The following is a 20726-nucleotide window of genomic DNA, read 5'->3' as shown; positions in this document are numbered from 1 at the left end:
CATTCCGCGAAAGGGCCGGACGGCGGCAGACTCAGGCCGCCTTGGCCAGCGCCTCGAACTCGTCGTCGGTCAGTTCCACCTCGGCCGCCGCCACGTTCTCCTCCAGGTGCGCCACCGACGACGTACCGGGGATCGGCAGCATCACCGGCGAGCGGCGCAGCAGCCAGGCCAGCGCGAGCTGCGCCGGAGTGGCGCCGTGCGCGGTCGAGATCGCGTCCAGCGGGCCGCCGGGGCGGGCCAGGTTGCCGGTGGCGATCGGGAACCACGGGATGAACGCCAGGTCGTGCCGCTCGCAGTGCGCCAGCACGTCCTCGGCGCCGCGGTCGGCCAGGTTGTAGAGGTTCTGCACGGACACGATCGGGACGATCTCCCGGGCCGCCTCGATCTGCTCGACGCTGACCTGCGACAGCCCGATGTGCCGGATCTTGCCCTCCTGCCGCAGCAGCGCCAGCTCGCCGAGCTGGTCGGCCAGCGGCACCTTCGCGTCGATGCGGTGCAGCTGGTAGAGCGGGATGCAGTCCAGGCCCAGGTGGCGCAGGCTCAGCTCGCACTGCTGGCGCAGATACTCCGGGCGGCCCACCGGCCGCCAGTCGTCCGGGCCGGAGCGGGTCAGTCCAGCCTTCGTCGCGATGACCAGGTCGTCGGCGTACGGGTGCAGCGCCTCGCGGATCAGCAGCTCACTGACGAACGGCCCGTACGAGTCGGCGGTGTCGATGAACGTGACGCCCAGCTCGTACGCGCGGCGCAGCACCCGTACCGCCTCGGCCGGGTCCTTCGGGTCGCCCCACACGCCGGGGCCGGTGAGCTGCATCGCCCCGTAGCCGAGGCGGTCGACCCGCAGGTCACCACCGATCCGGTAGCTGCCCGACGCCTTGGCGGGCTGGGTGCTGGTGGCCATCGCGGTCCTCCTGTGCTCGTACGCGGTCGCGGGCGGCGCGCGCCCCGACCCCTGGACATTCCCCGAATCGTGGCGGCGAAGCACTGATAGTTGCGGCGAGCGGCCCCGGCGCACCGGACCGCCGTGCGAGGCTGGGCGCAACGGTGGTCAGCAGGAGGTGCGCATGGGCACGACGCCACGGCTCGACTTCGCGCTGGACACGTACGAGTGCATCGTGCTCTACCCGGGGCCGTCCGGCCGGGCCCTGCCGGAGGAGACCGTGCAACGGCTGCAGGCCGAGCATCTGCAGCACATGCGGGCGCTGCAACGGCGCGGCATCGTGCTCGTCGACGGCTCGGTGGACGGCCCGGCCCGGGAACCGGACCCGCCGATCGGCTTCGGCCTGGCCCGCACCGGCTCGGTGGACGACGTGCGCAGCGTCATGGAGGCCGACCCGGCGGTACAGGCCGGGCTCTACCGCGTCGAGGTGCTGACCTTCCTCTGCCCGGCCGGCTCGCTGGAGTTCCCGCTGGTCAAGACGGAGAGCTGACGGCCGGCGCGGTCTCGTCGCCGTTCTCGGCGATCGCGCTGCACCAGTTTCCACGGCGCCGCGAGCCGGGTCCCGCTGGAGCGGACCGCGTCCGGGCTGCGCGCCGACCACCTGCTCGCCGAGATCATCGCGGCCCGGCCGCCCGGCGGCTGCCCGAACCTGCCCCCGGCCGGTCCGGCGGGGCCGCGCCACGGCGAGGGCGGACGGCATCCACGGGAGCACCCGGCCGGCACGTGACGGCGAGGGGTACCATTTCCGCCGCGCGGTCGCCGATGCCCGCCACACACGACGTTCCGGTGCGGTACGCCAACCGCCCGCCCGCGCGGTACACGCGCGTCGTTGGACAACTGTTCCGCTGTCCGCAAGGGGTCGGCCGGGAGGCCGATCCGGAGGAGAGACTAGCCTGATGGGCGTGACACGCCGCGCGAAGATCGTCTGTACTCTCGGCCCCGCCACCTCGTCCCCGGAGCGTATCCGAGGGCTCGTCGAGGCGGGCATGAACGTGGCGAGGCTCAACTTCAGCCACGGCAGTCACGCCGACCACGAATCGGTCTACCGGCTGGTCCGGGAGGCCGCCGAGGCGTCCGGCAAGCCGGTCGCGGTGCTGGCCGACCTCCAGGGGCCCAAGATCCGGCTGGGCCGGTTCGCCGACGGCCCGCACGAGTGGCGCACCGGCGACTCGGTCGTGATCACCGGTGACGACGTCGTCGGCTCGAAGGAGCGCGTCTCCTGCACCTACCGCAAGCTGCCGCAGGAGGTGAAGCCGGGCGACCGGCTGCTGATCGACGACGGCCGCGTCGCGGTCGAGGTCAGCGACGTCACCGGCAACGACATCCGGTGCCTGGTCACCGAGGGCGGCCCGGTCTCCAACAACAAGGGCGTCTCGCTGCCGAACGTGGCGGTCAGCGTCCCGGCCCTGTCCGACAAGGACGCGGAGGACCTGCGCTTCGCCCTCGGCCTCGGTGTCGACCTGGTCGCGCTCTCGTTCGTCCGCTCACCCGAGGACATCAAGCTCGTCCACTCGATCATGGACGAGGAGGGCGTGCGCCGCCCGGTCCTGGCCAAGGTCGAGAAGCCCGAGGCGGTCGACCACCTCGAGGCGATCGTGCTGGCCTTCGACGGCGTCATGGTCGCCCGCGGCGACCTCGGCGTCGAGCTGCCGCTGGACCAGGTGCCGCTCGTGCAGAAGCGCGCCGTGCAGCTCTGCCGGGAGAACGCCAAGCCGGTCATCGTGGCCACCCAGATGCTCGACTCGATGATCGAGAACTCCCGCCCGACCCGCGCCGAGGCCTCCGACGTGGCCAACGCGGTGCTCGACGGCGCGGACGCGGTGATGCTCTCCGGCGAGACGAGCGTCGGCAAGTACCCGGTGCTCACCGTCAGCACCATGGCCAAGATCGTCACCACCACCGAGGCCGGCTCGATCGCCGTCCCCCGGTTGCAGCACGACCCGCGTACGCACGGCGGCGCGCTCACCGTGGCCGCCTCCTCCATCGCCCGGGCCATCGGCGCCAAGGCCATGGTGGCGTTCTCGCAGACCGGCGACACCGTCAAGCGGCTCGCCCGGCTGCACTGCGACCTGCCGCTGCTGGCCTTCACGCCGGTGCCGGAGGTGCGCAACCAGCTCGCGCTCTCCTGGGGCGTGGAGACGTTCCTGATGCCGTTCGTCCAGCACACCGACGACATGTTCCGCCAGGTCGACCAGGCGCTGCTGGGCCTCAACCGGGCCAATCCGGGCGACTACGTGGTGATCGTGGCGGGCAGCCCGCCCGGCACCCCCGGCTCCACCAACACGCTGCGCGTGCACCAGCTGGGTTCGCTCGTGGACGCGGCCTCGGCGCGAGCGCTCCAGTGAGTGCTGCGGCGACCGGGCAGGCGGCGGTCGACCAGCTGCTGGAGGTGCTCGACCTGGACCGTACCGGGGAGATGACCTTCCGGGGGATGAGCCCGCCGGTGGGCCCGCAGCGGGTCTACGGCGGGCAGGTCGCCGGCCAGGCCCTGGTCGCCGCCGGCCGCACCGTCGACGCGGAGCGGGCCGTGCACTCCCTGCACGGCTACTTCGTGCGCCCCGGTGACCCGGCCGAGCCGATCGAGTACCAGGTGGAGAACGTCCGCGACGGCCGGTCCTTCTCGGTGCGCCGCTCGGTGGCGTTGCAGCACGACAAGCCGATCTTCTTCATGTCGGCGTCGTTCCAGCGACAGGACGAGGGGCTGGACCACCACGCCCCGGTGCCGCCGGACGTGCCCGGCCCGGACGACGTGCCGACCATGACCGACCGGCTCTCCCGCTACCCGGAGCGGCTCGGCATCTGGGGGATGATCCCGCGCCCGATCGACGTGCGCTACGTCGGCGAGCCCGGCTGGGTACGCCCCGGCGACCGCCCGGCCGAACCGCACCAGCGGGTGTGGATGCGGCTGGACGGCAAGCTGCCGGACGATCCGCTGCTGCACGCGTGCGCGCTGACGTACGCCTCCGATCTGACGCTGCTGGACTCGGTGCTGTCGGTGCACGGCGAGGTGTGGGGCCCGGGCGGCGTGGTCGGCGCGAGCCTCGACCACGCGCTGTGGTTCCACAGGTCGTTCCGCGCCGACGAGTGGTTCCTGTACGACTGCTGGAGCCCGTCCGCGTCGGGCGGCCGTGGCCTGGCCACCGGCCGCATGTTCACCGCCGACGGGCGGCACATCGCCAGCGCCGTGCAGGAGGGACTGCTGCGCCGCGTCGGCGGCTGAGCGGCGGGTGATGATCGTCCGGGCACGGGTCGGCGGGGCGGCCCCCACCCGAGCGGACTAACCTGGCCGTATGCGTCTTTCCGCCCGGGTCGACTATGCCCTCCGCGCGGCCGCTGAGCTGGCCTCGGTCGCGGACGGGACCGCCGAGCGGAGCCGCCCGGTGACCGCCGAGCAGATCGCCCGGTCCCAGGACATCCCGCCGAAGTTCCTGGAGAGCATCCTGCTCCAGCTTCGCCGGGGCGGCATCGTGCACGCCCAGCGTGGCCCCGAGGGCGGCTACTGGCTGGCCCGGCCGGCGAGTGAGATCTCCCTGGCCGAGGTGATCCGCGTCATCGACGGGCCGCTCGCGCACGTGCGCGGCCAGCGTCCGGAACAGCTCGGCTATCAGGGCGCGGCCCGCGCGTTGCAGGACGTCTGGATCGCGTTGCGGGCCAGCGAGCGGGAGATCCTGGAGCTGGTCACGATCGCCGACGTGGCCTCCGGTGAGCTGCCCGGCCGGGTCAACGAACTGGCCGCCGACCCGCGCGCCTGGAGCTGACCGCGCCGTCCGGCGCGTCCTACCAACCGGATGGGGACTTGACCGGGACCACCTTCGTGCCGCATTGTCGACCAAGTCGATAGGAGATACCGAAAAGTCAGGGGGCGCTCGTGCGCAAGCTGCTGGTCCTCGCCCTCGTCGGGCTCGCCGCGCAACTGGTCGACGGCTCGCTCGGCATGGCGTACGGGCTGACCTCCTCGACGCTGCTCCTGTTCGCCGGTGTCGCGCCGGCCGCCGCGTCGGCCTCGGTGCACCTGGCCGAGATCGGCACCACGCTCGCCGCGGGCGTCTCGCACTGGCGCTTCGGCAACGTCGACTGGCGGGTCGTCGGCCGGATCGCGCTGCCCGGCGCGATCGGCGCGTTCGCCGGGGCGACGTTCCTCAGTTCCATCTCCACCGAGGCCGCCGCGCCGTGGATGGCGGCCATCCTGTTCACGCTCGGCGCGTACCTGCTGGTGCGGTTCTCCCGGCCGCTTCGGGCCACCCGCGCCGCCGGCCGGCTGCGGAGCCGCTTCCTCGCCCCGCTCGGCCTGGTCGCCGGCTTCGTCGACGCCACCGGCGGCGGAGGCTGGGGCCCGGTCGCCACCCCGGCGCTGCTGGTCTCCGGCCGGATGGAACCCCGCAAGGTCATCGGCTCGGTCGACACCTCCGAGTTCGTCGTGGCCGGCGCGGCGAGCGTCGGCTTCCTGATCGGCCTGGGCACCGAGGGCTTCCTGCTGCCCACGGTGGCGGCGCTCCTGATCGGTGGCCTGATCGCCGCCCCGATCGCGGCCTGGCTGGTCCGCATCGTTCCCGCTCAGCTGCTCGGCGCCGTGATCGGCGGCGTGATCGTGCTGACCAACGCCCGCACGCTGCTCAGCGCCGGCGGCGTGAGCGGCTCGGCGCCGGTGGTGGTGTACGCGCTGCTCGGTGTCGCCTGGGTGGTCGCCATTGTCCTGGCGGTGCGGGCGCTGCGCCGCACCCGCCGCGCCCGCGCCACCGTCGAAGCGGCGCTGGCCTCCACGCCGCCGGCCTCCGCGTCGCCGGCCTCCGCGCCGCCGGCCTCCGCGCCGCCGGTCGAGGCCGCGCCCGTCTCCGCGTCGCCCGCGGAGGCGGGGGAGCCCGCTCGGCCGGGGGAATCCGTCGGGTCGGCAGAGGCCGCGAAGTCGGGGCAAGTCCCGGAGCCGGTGGTCACCGCCGAGACCTCCGAGCCTGCCGAGGCCGCGGAGTCGCGGAAGCTCGCCGCCGCCGTCGAGGGCTGAGCCGCTCGCGTTCCCGGGCCGCGCCATCGCCCAGGAGTGTTCTGTCTCGGCGTGTCGCGCGCCGTAGAGACATGTCCTGCTGACCGATATACCTCAGAGTCATAATTATGACTCTGAGGTATATCGGCTTTCAGGCATCTCTTCTCGTCGGCGTCGGCGTCGGCTGTTGGCCGCCGCGCTCCTGCGCCGCCACTCCACCGCGCCGTTTCGCCGCCCCGCCCGGCCCCGCGCCGCCTCGCCCCGCCGCGCCGCCTCGCCCCGCCGCGCCGCGCCGCCCGCGCCGCCGCCCCGCCGCCCGCGCCGCCCGCGCCGCCGCCCCGCCCGCGCCGCCGCCCCACCCGCGCCGCCGCGCCGCCCCGCCCGCGCTGCCACGCCCACGCCGCGCCGCCGCGCTGCCCGCCCCGCGCACGCTGCCGCGCTTGTGGGGGTGTCCGGCGGTGACCTAGGCTGACGGAGCGCGGAGCCGAATCATCGACGTCGATGCGTTGACGTCGCCCGTCGCGTCAGGGCACGTATCCGCCGGTCCGGGCAGGCCGGCGTCGTCGCGTGCCTGACCTCCGCGAAAGGCATCTCCGTGCACCTCACCACCCCACGCCGCCGGCTCGCGCTGCTCGCCGCGGCCTCGGCGCTCACCCTGTCGGCCGGCGCGCTCACCACGATGACCGCCGCGGCGGCGGCCGCCGGCTGCCGGGTCGACTACCGGATCACCAACCAGTGGAGCGGCGGATTCGGCGCCGACGTGACAGTGACCAACCTCGGCGACCCGGTCAACGGCTGGACCCTCGGCTGGAGCTTCGCCGCCGGCCAGCAGGTCGTCCAGGCGTGGAGCGCGACGGTCAGCCAGTCCGGCGCGCAGGTGAGCGCCCGCGACGCCGGCTACAACGCGGCCATCGGCACCGGCGGCACCGCGAACTTCGGCTTCAACGGCTCGTGGAACAACGCGTCGAACCCGGTGCCGGCCGCGTTCACGCTCAACGGCACGGCCTGCACCGGCGCGCCGTCCACCAGCGCGCCGCCGTCGACGCCGCCTCCGCCCACCACGCCGCCGCCCACCACACCTCCGCCCAGCACACCGCCACCAACCACGCCCCCGCCCACCGACCCGCCGGCCGGGGCGAAGCAGATGGAGAAGCTCGACCGAGGGCTGGTCAGCGTCCGCTCCGGCAGCGGCAACCTCGTCTCCTGGCGGCTGCTCGGCACCGAGACCACCGGTGTGGCGTTCAACCTCTACCGAGGTGGCACCAAGGTCAACGCCAGCCCGATCACCGGCGCCACCACGTACCTGGACAGCGGCGCGGCGGCCGGGTCCGCGTACACCGTGCGGGCCGTGGTGAACGGCGCCGAGCAGGCGGCGTCGGCCCCGGCGCTCCAGTTCGCCAACGGCTACCTGGACGTGCCGATCCAGCCGCCGCCCGGCGGCACCACCCCGGCCGGGGAGGGGTACAGCTACTCGGCGAACGACGCGAGCGTCGGTGACCTCGACGGCGACGGCCGCTACGAGTTCGTGCTCAAGTGGGACCCGTCGAACGCCAAGGACAACTCGCAGTCCGGCTACACCGGCAACGTCTACGTCGACGCGTACACGCTCACCGGCACCCGGCTGTGGCGCGTCGACCTGGGCCGCAACATCCGCGCCGGCGCCCACTACACCCAGTTCCAGGTGTACGACTACGACGGCGACGGAGACGCCGAGGTGGCCATGAAGACCGCCGACGGCACCCGCTCCGGCACCGGTCAGGTGATCGGCAACGGCTCGGCCGACCACCGCAACTCCAGCGGTTACGTGCTCGCCGGCCCGGAGTACCTGACCATGTTCGACGGCCGCACCGGCGCGGCCCTGTCCACAGTCGACTACGACCCGCCGCGCGGCACCGTCTCGTCCTGGGGCGACTCGTACGGCAACCGGGTCGACAGGTTCCTCGCCGGCACCGCGTACCTGGACGGGCAGCGCCCCTCGCTGATCATGGCGCGTGGCTACTACACCCGGGCCGTCGTCGCCGCCTGGGACTTCCGCGACGGCACGCTGCGCAAGCGCTGGACGTTCGACTCGAACGCCTCCGGCAACGGCGCCGCCGCCGGCCAGGGCAACCACCAGCTCTCCGTGGCCGACGTCGACAACGACGGCCGTCAGGAGATCGTGTACGGCGCCGCCACCATCGACGACAACGGCCGGCTGCTGTACTCCACCGGCAACGGCCACGGCGACGCGCTGCACGTCGGCGACCTCGACCCGTCCCGCGCCGGCCTGGAGGTGTTCAAGGTCGACGAGGACGGCAGCAAGCCCAGCTCCTGGATGGCCGACGCGCGTACCGGGCAGATCATCTGGCAGACCGCGCCGAACGGCGACAACGGCCGCGGCGTCTCCGGCGACGTCTGGGCCGGCAGCCCGGGCGCCGAGTCCTGGTCGTCGGCCGTCGACGGGCTGCTCAACACCCGGGGCCAGAACGTCGGGCGCAAGCCGTCGTCGGCGAACTTCCTGATCTGGTGGGACGGCGACCCGGTCCGGGAGCTGCTCGACGCCACGAAGATCGACAAGTACGGCACCGGCGGGGAGACCCGGCTGCTCACCGGCAGCGGCGTCGCCTCGAACAACGGCACCAAGTCCACCCCGGCGCTCTCGGCGGACCTGCTCGGCGACTGGCGGGAGGAGGTCGTCTGGCGCACCTCCGACAGCACCGCGCTCCGGATCTACAGCACGCCGGTCACCACCGGCCTGCGGCTGCCGACGCTGATGCACGACCCGCAGTACCGGGTGGCGGTGGCCTGGCAGAACACCGCCTACAACCAGCCGCCGCACCCGGGCTTCTACCTTGGCGACGGCATGAGCACCCCGGCCGCGCCGAACATCTACCTGCGCTGAAACGACAGGCACCGGGTCGCCGGCCGCGGAATCCGCTCCGCCGGCGACCCGGTGCACCACACCGCAGCATTCCCGACCCGTCCCGACCGGGAATGCCGTACCACCACCGGGGACAAAGTTATGCGTCCCGCGCGACGCTGCGGTGACGTGGCTATGAAGAGCGTGTTTCAGCCCTCCCGGCGCAGCCCGCCCGCCACCTTCTCGGCGATCAGCTCGAACGAGCGGACCCGGTCAGCCACGTCGTACACCATCGTGGTGAGCATCAGCTCGTCCGCGCCGGTGCGCTCCAGCAGTTCCCCGAGCTGCCGGGCCACCGTCTCCGGCGAGCCGGTCGCCTGGCCGTCGCGGCGCTGGGCGACGAACTCCCGCTCGAACTCCGAGTACGGGTACGCCGCCGCCTCCTCCGGCGTGACCAGCGGCTCCGGGCGCCCCGAGCGCAGCTTCAGGAACGACAGCCCGGCCGGCCCGGCCAGCCACTCGGCCCGCTCGTCGGTCTCCGCGCAGACCGCGTTGACCGCCACCATCGCGTACGGCCGGTCCAGCCACTGCGACGGCCGGAAGTTCTGCCGGTAGAGCTGCAACGCCGGGATCGTGTTCTGCGAGCTGAAGTGGTGCGCGAACGAGAACGGCAACCCGAGCAGACCGGCCAGCTGCGCGCTGAACCCGCTGGACCCGAGCAGCCACACCTGCGGCGACTGGCCGCGGCCCGGCGTCGCGGTGATCGGGCCCGGCTCGGCGCCGGAGAAGTAGTTCATCAAGTCGGCCAGCTCACGCGGGAAGTGCTCCGCGGACAGGCCCTCCATGGTGCGTCGCAGCGCCAGCGCGGTCACCTGGTCGGTGCCGGGCGCCCGGCCGATGCCCAGGTCGATCCGGCCCGGGTGCAGCGCCTCCAGGGTGCCGAACTGCTCGGCCACCACCAGCGGCGCGTGGTTGGGCAGCATCACCCCGCCCGAGCCGAGCCGGATGGTGCTGGTGTTCGCCGCCAGGTGCGCGAGCAGCACCGCCGGCGCGGAACTGGCGATGGCGGGCATGTTGTGGTGCTCGGCCACCCAGAACCGGCGGTAGCCCAGCTCCTCGGTGCGGCGGGCCAGCTCCGTGGTGTACCGCAGCGCCTCACCGGCGTTGCCGGTCGCCGCCACCGGGGCAAGATCAAGAACAGACATGGGTACGTCGATCACAGCGTGGTGCAACAGGCCACGTGCCGGAATTGTTCCGCCGGGTGCGCTACCCCATACCCCGGGCCTGCTCGAAGATCAGGCTGGTCTGGGTGTGCTGCACCGCCGGATCGACTGCGAGATGATCGAGGACGAAGTCCCGCAGCGCGTCACCGGAGGCGGCCCGCACGTGCAGCACGTAGTCCTCCGCGCCGGCCACGTGGAACACCGACACCACCCCTGGTAGCCGCACCGACCGGGCCCGGAACGCGTCCACAGCGGCCCGCTCGTGCGCGGTCAGCCGCACCGACACCAGCGCCTGCAACGGCAGCCCCACCGCCGCCGGGTCCACCTCGGCGTGGAACCCGCGGATCGCCCCGCACTCGCGCAGCGCCCGGGTACGCGTCAGGCACGTCGACGGCGCCACCCCGACCCGCTCGGCCAGCGCGTTGTTCGGCAGCCGGCCGTCGGCCGCCAGCTCGGTGAGGATCGCGCGGTCGACGTCGTCCAGGCCGGCGAACGGCCGTACATCATTCGGTGCGGCAGGCATGTGACCATCCTTCACCGAATCACCGCTGGGCGAAAGCGTGATTGCCAGAATCTTCTTCGCTGCTATTGCCTCTAGCCATCGTCATGTTCGACGCTTCCGGCATGACTTCCGTGGACACCGCAGCCGTACACGCCGGGCGCGCCGACCTCGCCGGGCTCGGCGTCCACGTCCCGCCGATCGACCTGTCCACCACCAACCCGCTGCCCTCGGTGGCCGGCGGCGGTGACGACTACGAGACGCTCGCCACCGGTGGCACCCTCCCGGCCGGCGGCAGCGCCGTCTACCAGCGCCTCTGGAACCCCACGGTGGCCCGGTTCGAGACCGCGCTCGCCCAGCTCGAAGACACCGCCGAGGCCGTCGCCTTCGCCAGCGGCATGGCCGCGCTCACCGCCGCCCTGCTCGCCGCCACCCGCGACGGCAACCGCCACATCGTCGCCGTCCGCCCCCTCTACGGCGGCACCGACCACGTCCTCGCCACCGGCCTGCTCGGCACCGAGGTCACCTGGGCCACCCCCGCCGACGTGGCCGCCGCGATCCGCCCCGACACCGCCCTGGTCGTGGTCGAGACCCCCGCGAACCCCAGCCTCGACCTGGTCGACATCGCCGCACTCGCCGACGCCGCCGGTGACGTCCCGCTGCTCGTCGACAACACCGTCGCCACCCCGGTGCTCCAGCAGCCCGCCCGCCACGGCGCCGCGCTCGTGCTGCACAGCGCCACCAAGAGCATCGGCGGCCACGGCGACGTCCTCGCCGGCGTGATCGCCTGCGCCCCCGACTGGGCCGCCCGGCTGCGCCAGGTCCGCGCCGTCACCGGCGCCGTCCTGCACCCGCTCGGCGCGTACCTGCTGCACCGCGGCATCCAGACCCTCCCGCTGCGGGTCCGTGCCCAGCAGGCCGGCGCGGAGAAGCTCGCCGCCTGGCTCGCCGGTCACCCCGCCGTCGAGCGCGTCCACCACCCGTCGCTGCACGACCCGGCCGGGCTGGTCGGCCGGCAGATGTCCGGCACCGGCAGCCTGCTCGCCTTCGAGGTACGCGGTGGCGCGCCCGCCGCGGCCGAGGTCGCCGGCGCCTGCGAGCTGATCACGCACGCGGTGTCGCTCGGCGGCGTCGACACGCTGATCCAGCACCCAGCCTCGCTCACCCACCGGCCGGTCGAGGGTGACGCGAAGCCCTGCGGCGGGCTGCTGCGCGTCTCGGTCGGCCTGGAGGACCCGGAGGACCTGCGGGCGGATCTCGCGCAGGCACTGTCGCGGATCTGACGCCCGCCGGCCGGCCGGGTCGGCGGCGCGGGCCGGTCACGACTTGGGGCCGACGTGCTGGTCGAGGGCGGCGACCGCCTCCCGGCGGGCCACCGACAGGGAGTTGGGGCGGTTCATCCGCCAGGCGATGCCGAGCCGGTCGAGGGCCTGCTGGCACAGGCCCATGATGTCGGCCGACTCGTTGTGGAACATGTAACGGGGATAGACGTACTCCTTTTCCCGGACGACGACGTGGTTGGCGAAGCGGCACCCGTCGGAGTGGAAGAGGCCGCGCAGGAAGTCGCCCGCCTGAGCCTCGACGATGGGGCGCTGCCAGTCCGCCAGGACGATCGGGCGTTGGTGCTTCTTGCCGGGTCCGTGCTGTGGGAACAGGCACGGCCAGTGCTTGCCGTAGCTCTGCACGCTGACGCAGCCCGGATGTTGGACGCGCTGGACCTTCGCCGCCAGGACCCGCCGCATGGCGTCGTCGCAAGCCTCGATCAGCCCGGGCCAACTGTCACTGCAGGAGATCCGGAGCACCGGCACCCGTGCCCTGGTCACGAGATGCCCGTCGCCCAGGTAGAGCCCGAGGAGATAGGCATAGGCCGCCGGATCTGTCGGAACGCGGACACCCTCGCGGCAGCGGAAACACCGCAGCGCGGTGCCGTGCTCCCTCGACTCCGGCCGATCCCTGCACCAGTGCCAGACGGTGCGGTAGTTGAGGCCCACTGCGCGGGCCGCCTCCGCGACGGTGGCCCCGGACAGGAAGGCCTGACGTGCTCGCGCGCGTATCTCGGGTGGATGCACGTGGACATCTTCGAACGCGCGTACGACAGTTTCGGTGTCCCCGGTGGGATTCGAACCCACACTGTCGGAGGTTTGAGCTCCGTTTCTCTACCGGTTGGAATACGGGGACAGGCTCGCGCGACGCTCTCGCGTCGTGCCATAGGTTACCTACTACGCTAGGGGCGGCGACACCCGGCAGGGCGGGTGTCGGGCTCGAACCGGTGGGAGTGGCTCGTGGGCGAGATGCAGGCGGACGCCGAGCGCAAGCGCGTTCTGATCGCCGAGGACGAGGCGCTCATCCGGCTGGACCTGGCCGAGATGCTCGTCGAAGAGGGCTACGAGGTGGTCGGCGAGGCCGGCGACGGCGAGACCGCCGTCAAGCTCGCCGAGCAGCTCAAGCCGGATCTGGTCATCCTCGACATCAAGATGCCGATCATGGACGGGCTGGCCGCCGCCGAGCGGATCGCCGGCGCGCGCATCGCCCCGGTGATCATCCTGACCGCGTTCAGCCAGCGTGACCTGGTGGAGCGGGCGCGGGCGGCCGGCGCGATGGCGTACCTGGTCAAGCCGTTCCAGAAGAGCGACCTGGTGCCGGCGGTCGAGATCGCGCTGTCCCGCTACTCGGAGATCGCCGCGCTGGAGTCGGAGGTCGCCGGCCTCACCGACCGGCTGGAGATCCGCAAGACCGTGGAGCGCGCCAAGGGCGCGCTGATGACCACGTACGGCATGACCGAGCCGCAGGCCTTCAAGTGGATCCAGCGCACCGCGATGGACCACCGGATGACCATGAAGGAGGTCGCCGAGCGGATCCTCGCCGAGACCGCCGGCGGCGAGGTGGAGCAGCCGGCTTCCTGACCTGCCGGAAGGTGCCCGATCGATAGGATCGGGTCCATGCCTTCCGTGCGCGTCCGGCCGGCGCTCGCCGCCGTGACCGCTGCCGCGTCGCTCGTGGCGGCCTGTCACGCCACCCCGCGGCCGCTGCCCGTGCCGGCGCTGGTGCGCCCGGAGTGGCGGGCCGTGGAGCTGGCCCTTCCCGACGGTGCCGCAGGCCGCCCGGTGCCCCGGGACGCGGCGCGCTGTGCCGGCCGCTGGTACGTGGTGGGCGGGCTGGTCGACGCGGTGGGGGAGACCCGGCCGGCGGTGTGGTCCTCATCGGACGGCGTGACCTGGTCGCCGATCCCGGTACGCGGGCAGACGTTCTACGGCCGTCAGCACGTGCTCTACGCGGTCGCGTGCCGCGACGACGGGATGGCGGCGCTGGGTGCGAAGACCGGTGGTGTGCACGGCAATCCGCGTACCGGGACGTGGGTCTGGCGTTCGGGTGGGCCGGTGCGGGAGGTGCCGGCGGCGTTCGAGTTGTTCGGTGGCCCGCGCGCGGTGAGCGCGTCGCGGCTGGCGGCGGGGCCGGGTGGGTGGTTGGTCGCCGGGTCGCGCGCGGACGGCGCGTCGGTGTGGTCGTCGCCGGACGCGGAGGGTTTCGTCCTGCGTGAGGGCGTGGCGGAGCTGGCCGGTGACGGCCGGGGCCGGACGGCGGCGTACGACGTGGCGGCGGTGGGCTCGGGTTGGCTGGTGGTGGGGTCGTTGCTGCCGCCCGGCGGTACGGCCCGGGTTCCGCTCGCGTGGTCCTCGGCCGACGGCCGGGTGTGGCGGCGCGCGGCGTTGCCGGTGCCGGCGGGCGCCGCCGGGGCGGCGGAGCGGGTGGTGCCGGCCGACGGCGGGCCGGTGGTCCTCGGGCCGGTGGGTGACCGGTTCGCGGTGTGGCGCGGGTGCGACGACTGCGGCTCGCCATCGACCGGTTCGGCGGGTGCGGCGCAGGGGTGGCGGCGGGTCGGCGGGTTCGGTACGGCGGGTCCCGGGGTGTCGTCGGTGGACGCGCTCGCGGCGGCGGGTCGGCGGCTCGTCGCGGTGACCGGTGACGGGGCTCAGCGACGGCTCTGGATGTCGCGTGACGGCGGCGCGTCGTGGCTTCCGGTGATCACTCCGGTGCCGGTGCCGGACGGTGGCGACGCGGCGCTGGCGGTGGCCGTCGGCGACGACGGGCTGTTCGTGGTCGCCGACGATGGGAAAACGTCCCGTGCCTGGTGGGGGGCGTTGCCGGCCATCGATCGGTAGCGGGTGATCGCCGATGGGCCCGTTACCGAGGAATAGTTGGTGAAAGCCTTTCCCCGCCTACGGTTCTTACGGCGATCGGCTTGAATCCGCCACCGCGTGTAACGGTTCGGTCAACCCCGCTTTCCAGGTCTTACGCCACCGCTTCCGGTGGGATAACGTCCCGGCCCAGACCGGCGACGACGGTCTTGGTTCGTCCACCCCGCAAGGGCCAATCAGCGGCGGGTGGTTCGGATCATGGACGGAGGAGGGTTCGGGCCTTGAGGCAGAAGCTCGCACGCGTGATCGGCGGGGTCGCCATGCTGGCGCTCGTCGCCGGTGGCACCGCTTGTTCCAGCGGCAGCGACGATGAGGGTTCCGGGGGCAGCGCCTGCGGGAGCAAGATCGCTTTCTTCGGCGCGCTGACCGGTAGCTCGGCCGCGCTGGGCATCAACGAGAAGAACGGCGTCAAGCTGGCCGTCGACAAGTACAACAAGGAGAACCCGGACTGCAAGGTGGAGCTCGCCGAGCTCGACTCGCAGGGCAGCCCGGACCAGGCGCCGGGTCTGGCCCAGAAGGCGATCGACGACACCAAGATCCTGGGTGTCGTGGGTCCGGCCTACTCGGGCGAGTCCGAGGCCGCCGGTCCGCTGTTCAACGAGGCCGGTCTGGTCACCATCACCCCCTCCGCGACCCGTCCCAGCCTCGCCGAGCAGGGCTGGAAGACGTTCTTCCGCGCGGTCGGCAACGACCTGAGCCAGGGCCCCGCCGCCGGTAACTACATCAAGAACGTGATGAAGGCCGACCGGGTCTACGTCATCGACGACCAGTCCGCGTACGGCGCCGGCCTGGCCGACGAGGTCAAGAAGGTTCTCGGCGCCTCGGTCGTGGGCAGCGACAAGGTCCAGGGCGAGGGCAAGCAGGTCGAGTTCTCCGGTGTGGTCACCAAGGTCAAGGCCGCCAACGTGAAGGCGGTCTTCTACGGCGGTTACTACCAGGAGGCCGGCCTGATCCGTAAGCAGCTCACCGCTGCCGGGGTCACCGCTCCGCTGGTCGCCGGTGACGGCGTGAACGACGGCGCGTACATCACCTCCGCCGGTGCGGCCGCCGCCGAGGGCACCATCCTCACCTGCCCCTGCGCTCCGTCCACCGAGGCGCGCGGCACCTTCGCCGCCGACTTCAAGGCGCTCAACGGCACCGACCCGGGCACCTACAGCGACACCGCCTACGACGCGGCGAACATCCTGCTGGCGGGCATCAAGGCCGGCAAGAGCAGCCGCGCCGACCTGCTGGAGTTCGTGAAGGGCTACAGCGGCGAGGGCGTTGCCGCCAGCTACAAGTTCGTCGAGGGCGGCGAGCTCGACCCGGCGCAGGTCAAGGTCTGGGCGTTCAAGGTGCAGGGCGGCAAGGTCGTCCCGGACCAGGAGATCCCCAAGTCCTGATCGTTCGATCGCTGGACTGGCGATTGAGTAGTGATCGCGGGTGCGGCCGGGAGCTGGCTCCCGGCCGCACCCTCTTTTTCTCTTGAGCGACGGAGCGTCCCTCCCTTGGACTTCGACGGATTGTTCTCCAACTTCGGGGAACTCACCACGACCGGCTTGACGCAGGGCGCCATCTACGCCCTGGTCGCGCTCGGCTACACGCTTGTGTACGGCGTGCTCAGGCTCATCAACTTCGCCCACTCCGAGGTCTTCATCGCCGGCGCGTTCGCCGCGATCTGGACCTGGAACGGATTCGGACTCGACCAGAACTCGCAGGTCAGCGGCCTCGGCTCGATCCTGTTCTACCTGCTGGTGGCGATGATCGTGGCGGCCATCGCCTCGGCGGGCACCGCGACGGTGATCGAACGGGTGGCGTACCGGCCGCTGCGCAAGCGCAACGCGCCGCCGCTGGCGTTCCTCATCACCGCCATCGGCGCCTCGATCGCCATCTCCGAGGCGTTCGGCGTCTACACCCGGCGTCGGCCGGAGGGCGCGCCGATCCTGGTCAGCTCGGAGCCGCTGTTCCACATCGCCGGGGTGCCGATCGACGCGGTGCAGCTGCTCACGATCGGTTCCGCGCTGGTGATGATGTTCGCGCTGGACCAGTTCATCAACCGCAGCCGTACCGGCCGCGGCATCCGGGCGGTGGCCCAGGACGCCAACACGGCGGCGCTGATGGGCGTCAACAAGGACCGCATCATCCTGATGGTCTTCATCGCCGGTGGCACCATGGCCGGCGTCGCGGGCCTGCTCTACGACGTGCGGATCCAGACGCTCACCTACAGCGTCGGCTTCCTGCTGGGCCTCAAGGCGTTCACCGCCGCGGTGCTCGGCGGTATCGGCAACCTGCGCGGCGCGCTCGTCGGCGGGTTGCTGCTCGGCGTCGTGGAGAACTACGCCGCGGGCCTGTTCGGCAGTCAGTGGAAGGACTTCGCCGCGTTCGCGGTGCTGGTCGTGCTGCTGATGTTCCGGCCGACCGGTCTGCTCGGCGAATCACTGGGGAGGGCACGCGCATGACGACCACCATCGACCCGCCGGAGCGGCGGGAGACGGCGGCGGACAAGCTGCGGCAGGGCCGGCACGCGATCTCGGAGCGCTGGCACCACGCGCCGCGCTGGGTCCGCTGGGTGCTGCTGGTCGCGGTCATCGCGTTCTTCTACGCGCTGCCGAACAAGGAGTTCTACCAGTACCTCGGGCCGATCCCGACGCCCGGCGCGAACTTCACCCAGGTGATGTTCACGGTCTCGATCTACGTGCTGCTGGCGGTCGGCCTCAACATCGTGGTCGGCTTCGCCGGTCTGCTCGACCTCGGCTACTTCGGCTTCTTCGCCGTCGGCGCGTACACGGTGGCGGTGCTGACCTCGCCGAGCAGTGACCTCAAGACGCTGTGGCCGTGGCTGGCGGTGGTGCCGATCGCGATCGGCCTGACCATGGTCTCCGGCGTCATGCTCGGCACGCCGACGCTGCGTCTGCGCGGCGACTACCTGGCGCTGGTGACGCTCGGCTTCGCCGAGATGATCCGGATCGCTGCGGTCAGCTCCGAGTTCCTCAAGGGACAGCGCGGCTTCAACCAGATTCCGCACCCGCCCGGCCAGTACGCCGACGGCCGGCCGTGGTTCGGCGTGCTCGACGCCCGCCCGTACTACTGGCTGGTGCTCACGCTGATCATCCTGGTGGTGATCGGGGTGCGGAACCTGACCCACAGCCGGGTCGGCCGGGCCTGGATCTCGATCCGTGAGGACGAGGACGCGGCCCAGCTCATGGGTGTGCCGACGTTCAAGTTCAAGCTGTGGGCGTTCGCCTCCGGCGCGGCCATCGCCGGTCTGGCCGGCGCGTTGTTCGCCGGTAAGCAGAACTTCGTCAACTCGCAGAACTTCGAGCTGCTCAACTCGATCATCATCCTGGCCGCCGTCATCTTCGGCGGCTCGGGCAACATCGTCGGCGCGATCGTCGGCGGCGGCCTGGTCGCGTACATGATCGAGCGGTTCCGCGGCATCGAGCTGTTCGGCATCGAGCTGTACGAGTACCGGTTCCTCTTCTTCGGTCTGGTGCTCGTGGTGATGATGATCTTCCGGCCGCAGGGCCTGATCCCGAACCGGCGACGAGCGGCGGAGTTCAAGGACCGCCGCAAGGAGGTGATCGTCGGTGAGTGACACCGAGCAGACCCCGGCAGTTCCGGCCCAGGCGGCGGCCCCCGCCGTCGAGACGGTCGACAAGCGGGAGCCGTTGCTGGAGGTCGACCACGTCACGCTGCGCTTCGGCGGTGTGGTGGCCCTCAACGACGTGGACTTCACCCTCTACAAGGGGGAGATCCTCGGCCTGATCGGACCGAACGGCGCCGGCAAGACCACCTGCTTCAACGCGATGACCGGTATCTACCAGCCCACCGAGGGGCAGATCCGGTTCCTGGGCCAGAAGATCAGTGGCAAGAAGCGCCACCAGATCACCCGGATGGGCATGGCCCGTACGTTCCAGAACATCCGTCTCTTCCCGGAGATGACCGCGCTGGAGAACGTCCAGGTCGGCGCGGACGCGCACCACAAGACCAGCGTGATCGCCGCCCTGCTGCGCCTGCCGCGGCACTGGAAGGAGGAGCGCGAGGGCCGGGAGAAGGCCGAGCGCCTGCTGGAGTTCGTCGGCATCAGCAACCGGATGCACGAGTTCGCCCGCAACCTGTCCTACGGCGAGCAGCGCCGGCTGGAGATCGCCCGCGCGCTGGCCACCGACCCGAAGCTGCTCTGCCTGGACGAGCCGGCCGCCGGCTTCAACCCGGCGGAGAAGGAGGAGCTGCTGCAGCTCATCCGGCAGATCCGGGACCAGGGCGTGACGGTGCTGCTGATCGAGCACGACATGCGCCTGGTGATGGGCGTGACCGACCGGATCGTGGTCCTGGAGTTCGGAAAGAAGATCGCCGAAGGGCTGCCCGCCGAGGTGCGGGACAACCCGAAGGTGGTCGCGGCGTACCTGGGGGTGCCGGACGATGCTGCTTGAGATCGAGGACGTGAGCCTGCTCTACGGGCGGATCCAGGCGCTGCACGGCATCAGCCTGACCGTGGACGAGGGGGAGATCGTCGCGCTGATCGGCGCGAACGGCGCCGGCAAGTCCACCACCATGCGGGCGATCTCCGGCATCCGGCCGGTCGCCTCCGGCACGATCAAGTTCGCCGGTGAGGACATCACCAAGCTCCGCGCCGACCTGCGGGTCCGCCGCGGGCTGTGCCAGGCGCCCGAGGGCCGGGGCATCTTCCCCGGCATGACGGTGCTGGAGAACCTCGACATGGGCGCGTACACCCGGCGCGACAAGGCCGGCATCGCGCAGGACCTGGCCCGGGTGCTGGACCTGTTCCCGCGGCTGGCCGAGCGGCGCAAGCAGGCCGGCGGCACGCTCTCCGGCGGTGAGCAGCAGATGCTCGCGGTCGGCCGGGCGCTGATGAGCCGGCCGAAGCTGCTGCTGCTCGACGAGCCGTCGATGGGTCTCGCGCCGATGCTGATCCAGCAGATCTTCACGATCATCACGGAGATCAACCAGCAGGGCACCACGATCCTGCTGGTGGAGCAGAACGCCCAGCAGGCGCTGGCGCGCGCCCACCGGGCGTACGTGCTGGAGACCGGCCGGATCGTCAAGAGCGGTACCGGCGCGGACCTGCTGCACGACCCCTCGGTCAAAGAGGCCTACCTCGGCGTGGCCTGACCGACCGACCCCTCGCAATAAGGAGTACAGCCATGTTCCACCCCAACCCCGGACGGCGGGCGGCGCTCGGCGTCGCCGGTGCGGCCGTCCTGCTGCTCTCCCTCGCCGCGTGCGGCGAGGAGGAGAGCACCGAGCAGCCCGGTGGCGGCCCCAGCGTCTCGTCGTCGGTCGACGCCGCGCTGGCCGCGAAGGTCCCGGACGCGATCAAGTCGGACGGCAAGATCGTGGTGGGCACCGACTCCACCTACGCCCCGGCGGAGTTCCTGGACACGGACGGTAAGACCGTGATCGGCTTCGACGTCGAACTGTTCACCGCGGTGGCGGCCAAGCTGGGCCTCAAGGCGGAGTTCGTCTCGGCGCCGTTCGGCGACATCATCAACGGCGTCAACTCGGGCAAGTACGAGGCGGGCGTCTCGTCGTTCACCATCAACGACGAGCGCAAGGGCCAGGCCAACATGGTCAGCTACTTCCAGGTCGGCACGCAGTGGGTGACCAAGAAGGGCAACCCGGCCGGGGTCGCGCTGGACAACGCCTGCGGCAAGAAGATCGCGGTGCAGAAGGACACGGTCCAGGTCGAGGACATCCAGAAGCGCTCCAAGGCGTGCACCGACGCCGGCAAGCCGGCCATCACCGTCGACCAGTTCCCGGGCCAGGACGCCGCCACCGCCGCCGTCGTGTCCGGCAAGGACGACGCGATGCTGGCCGACTACCCGGTCGGCGTGTACGCGGTGACGCAGTCCAACGACGCCCTGGAGCTGCTGGACAAGCAGTACGAGGCGGCGCCGTACGGCTACGTGCTGGCCAAGGAGCAGACGCAGCTGGCCGAGGCGGTGCGTGACGCCACCAAGGCCGTGATCGCCGACGGCTCCTACAAGCAGGTGCTCGACAAGTGGAAGGTGGGAGACGGCGCGATCACGGACCCCGCGATCAACCCGTGACGAC

Annotated in this window: 20 protein-coding genes and 1 tRNA gene; 16 read left to right on the top strand and 5 right to left on the bottom strand. The window is 71.9% G+C overall.

Features of this window, described 5'->3' with window-relative positions; translation table 11 throughout:
* Window positions 1–31 precede the first annotated feature (31 nt).
* The gene (locus PVK74_RS12100) at window positions 32–898 is read right to left on the bottom strand and encodes an aldo/keto reductase (RefSeq protein WP_104112823.1); all 867 of its coding nucleotides are present in this window, start codon (window positions 896–898) and stop codon (window positions 32–34) included.
* A gap of 163 nt (window positions 899–1061) precedes the next feature.
* On the opposite strand from PVK74_RS12100, the gene PVK74_RS12095 reads away from it, so the two are divergent.
* The 7 genes from PVK74_RS12095 to PVK74_RS12065 all read left to right on the top strand — a co-directional run bounded on the left by PVK74_RS12095 (window position 1062) and on the right by PVK74_RS12065 (window position 8796).
* Window positions 1062–1427 carry a YciI family protein gene (locus PVK74_RS12095; protein WP_043329557.1) on the top strand — a complete coding sequence of 122 codons (366 nt, stop codon included), beginning with the start codon at window positions 1062–1064 and terminating at the stop codon, window positions 1425–1427.
* A gap of 406 nt (window positions 1428–1833) precedes the next feature.
* Entirely contained in the window at window positions 1834–3282 is a 1449-nt protein-coding gene (gene pyk, locus PVK74_RS12090) for a pyruvate kinase (RefSeq protein WP_043329559.1), read from the top strand.
* Window positions 3279–4157, top strand: coding sequence for an acyl-CoA thioesterase (locus tag PVK74_RS12085; protein ID WP_043329561.1), 879 nt, complete (start codon window positions 3279–3281; stop codon window positions 4155–4157). The genes pyk and PVK74_RS12085 overlap by 4 nt, the downstream gene beginning before the upstream one ends.
* 70 nt (window positions 4158–4227) lie before the next feature.
* Window positions 4228–4695, top strand: a complete 468-nt coding sequence (locus tag PVK74_RS12080; RefSeq protein WP_043329564.1) for an RrF2 family transcriptional regulator — start codon at window positions 4228–4230, stop codon at window positions 4693–4695.
* A 110-nt stretch (window positions 4696–4805) separates the two neighbouring features.
* Window positions 4806–5936, top strand: coding sequence for a sulfite exporter TauE/SafE family protein (locus PVK74_RS12075; protein ID WP_274479086.1), 1131 nt, complete (start codon window positions 4806–4808; stop codon window positions 5934–5936).
* A gap of 107 nt (window positions 5937–6043) precedes the next feature.
* Complete coding sequence (locus PVK74_RS12070; protein WP_274479085.1) at window positions 6044–6382, top strand: hypothetical protein; 339 nt, start codon at window positions 6044–6046, stop codon at window positions 6380–6382.
* Window positions 6383–6510: 128 nt separating this feature from the next.
* Window positions 6511–8796, top strand: coding sequence for a rhamnogalacturonan lyase family protein (locus PVK74_RS12065; protein ID WP_274479084.1), 2286 nt, complete (start codon window positions 6511–6513; stop codon window positions 8794–8796).
* A gap of 167 nt (window positions 8797–8963) precedes the next feature.
* Here the strand turns inward: PVK74_RS12065 and PVK74_RS12060 are convergent, their stop codons facing one another.
* Window positions 8964–9959, bottom strand: coding sequence for an LLM class flavin-dependent oxidoreductase (locus tag PVK74_RS12060; protein WP_192900086.1), 996 nt, complete (start codon window positions 9957–9959; stop codon window positions 8964–8966).
* A gap of 61 nt (window positions 9960–10020) precedes the next feature.
* Entirely contained in the window at window positions 10021–10500 is a 480-nt protein-coding gene (locus PVK74_RS12055; RefSeq protein WP_030503801.1) for an Lrp/AsnC family transcriptional regulator, read from the bottom strand.
* Between the two features lie 83 nt (window positions 10501–10583).
* On the opposite strand from PVK74_RS12055, the gene PVK74_RS12050 reads away from it, so the two are divergent.
* A complete protein-coding gene (locus PVK74_RS12050; protein WP_274479083.1) occupies window positions 10584–11759 on the top strand; it encodes a trans-sulfuration enzyme family protein in 1176 nt (391 codons plus the stop codon).
* A 36-nt stretch (window positions 11760–11795) separates the two neighbouring features.
* On the opposite strand, the gene PVK74_RS12045 is transcribed toward PVK74_RS12050, so the two are convergent.
* Both PVK74_RS12045 and PVK74_RS12040 read right to left on the bottom strand, forming a co-directional pair.
* The gene (locus PVK74_RS12045; protein WP_274479082.1) at window positions 11796–12545 is read right to left on the bottom strand and encodes a helix-turn-helix domain-containing protein; all 750 of its coding nucleotides are present in this window, start codon (window positions 12543–12545) and stop codon (window positions 11796–11798) included.
* A 35-nt stretch (window positions 12546–12580) separates the two neighbouring features.
* Window positions 12581–12654, bottom strand: a tRNA-Leu gene (locus PVK74_RS12040).
* 104 nt (window positions 12655–12758) lie between these two features.
* Between PVK74_RS12040 and PVK74_RS12035 the strand changes: the two genes are divergently transcribed.
* From PVK74_RS12035 to PVK74_RS12000, 8 genes are all read left to right on the top strand, one after another.
* Window positions 12759–13379: an ANTAR domain-containing response regulator gene (locus tag PVK74_RS12035; protein WP_043331122.1), complete on the top strand. Its 621-nt coding sequence runs from the start codon at window positions 12759–12761 to the stop codon at window positions 13377–13379.
* A gap of 36 nt (window positions 13380–13415) precedes the next feature.
* Window positions 13416–14636, top strand: a complete 1221-nt coding sequence (locus PVK74_RS12030; RefSeq protein WP_274479081.1) for a hypothetical protein — start codon at window positions 13416–13418, stop codon at window positions 14634–14636.
* A 257-nt stretch (window positions 14637–14893) separates the two neighbouring features.
* Complete coding sequence (locus PVK74_RS12025) at window positions 14894–16054, top strand: branched-chain amino acid ABC transporter substrate-binding protein (RefSeq protein ID WP_064445276.1); 1161 nt, start codon at window positions 14894–14896, stop codon at window positions 16052–16054.
* A 105-nt stretch (window positions 16055–16159) separates the two neighbouring features.
* Window positions 16160–17110, top strand: a complete 951-nt coding sequence (locus PVK74_RS12020) for a branched-chain amino acid ABC transporter permease (RefSeq protein WP_043329571.1) — start codon at window positions 16160–16162, stop codon at window positions 17108–17110.
* Window positions 17107–18246, top strand: a complete 1140-nt coding sequence (locus tag PVK74_RS12015; protein WP_030503807.1) for a branched-chain amino acid ABC transporter permease — start codon at window positions 17107–17109, stop codon at window positions 18244–18246. Before PVK74_RS12020 ends, PVK74_RS12015 begins: the two co-directional genes overlap by 4 nt.
* Window positions 18239–19084, top strand: a complete 846-nt coding sequence (locus PVK74_RS12010; RefSeq protein ID WP_030503808.1) for an ABC transporter ATP-binding protein — start codon at window positions 18239–18241, stop codon at window positions 19082–19084. Before PVK74_RS12015 ends, PVK74_RS12010 begins: the two co-directional genes overlap by 8 nt.
* Window positions 19074–19784: an ABC transporter ATP-binding protein gene (locus PVK74_RS12005; protein WP_043329572.1), complete on the top strand. Its 711-nt coding sequence runs from the start codon at window positions 19074–19076 to the stop codon at window positions 19782–19784. The genes PVK74_RS12010 and PVK74_RS12005 overlap by 11 nt, the downstream gene beginning before the upstream one ends.
* A gap of 32 nt (window positions 19785–19816) precedes the next feature.
* Window positions 19817–20722, top strand: a complete 906-nt coding sequence (locus tag PVK74_RS12000) for an ABC transporter substrate-binding protein (protein WP_064445277.1) — start codon at window positions 19817–19819, stop codon at window positions 20720–20722.
* The last annotated feature ends 4 nt before the right edge of the window (window positions 20723–20726 follow it).

The sequence above is a fragment of the Micromonospora chalcea genome (assembly GCF_028768405.1).
Lineage (GTDB): Bacteria > Actinomycetota > Actinomycetes > Mycobacteriales > Micromonosporaceae > Micromonospora > Micromonospora chalcea.
Note: the sequence above shows the minus strand (reverse complement) of the source record. Positions and strands in the feature narration are given on the sequence as shown.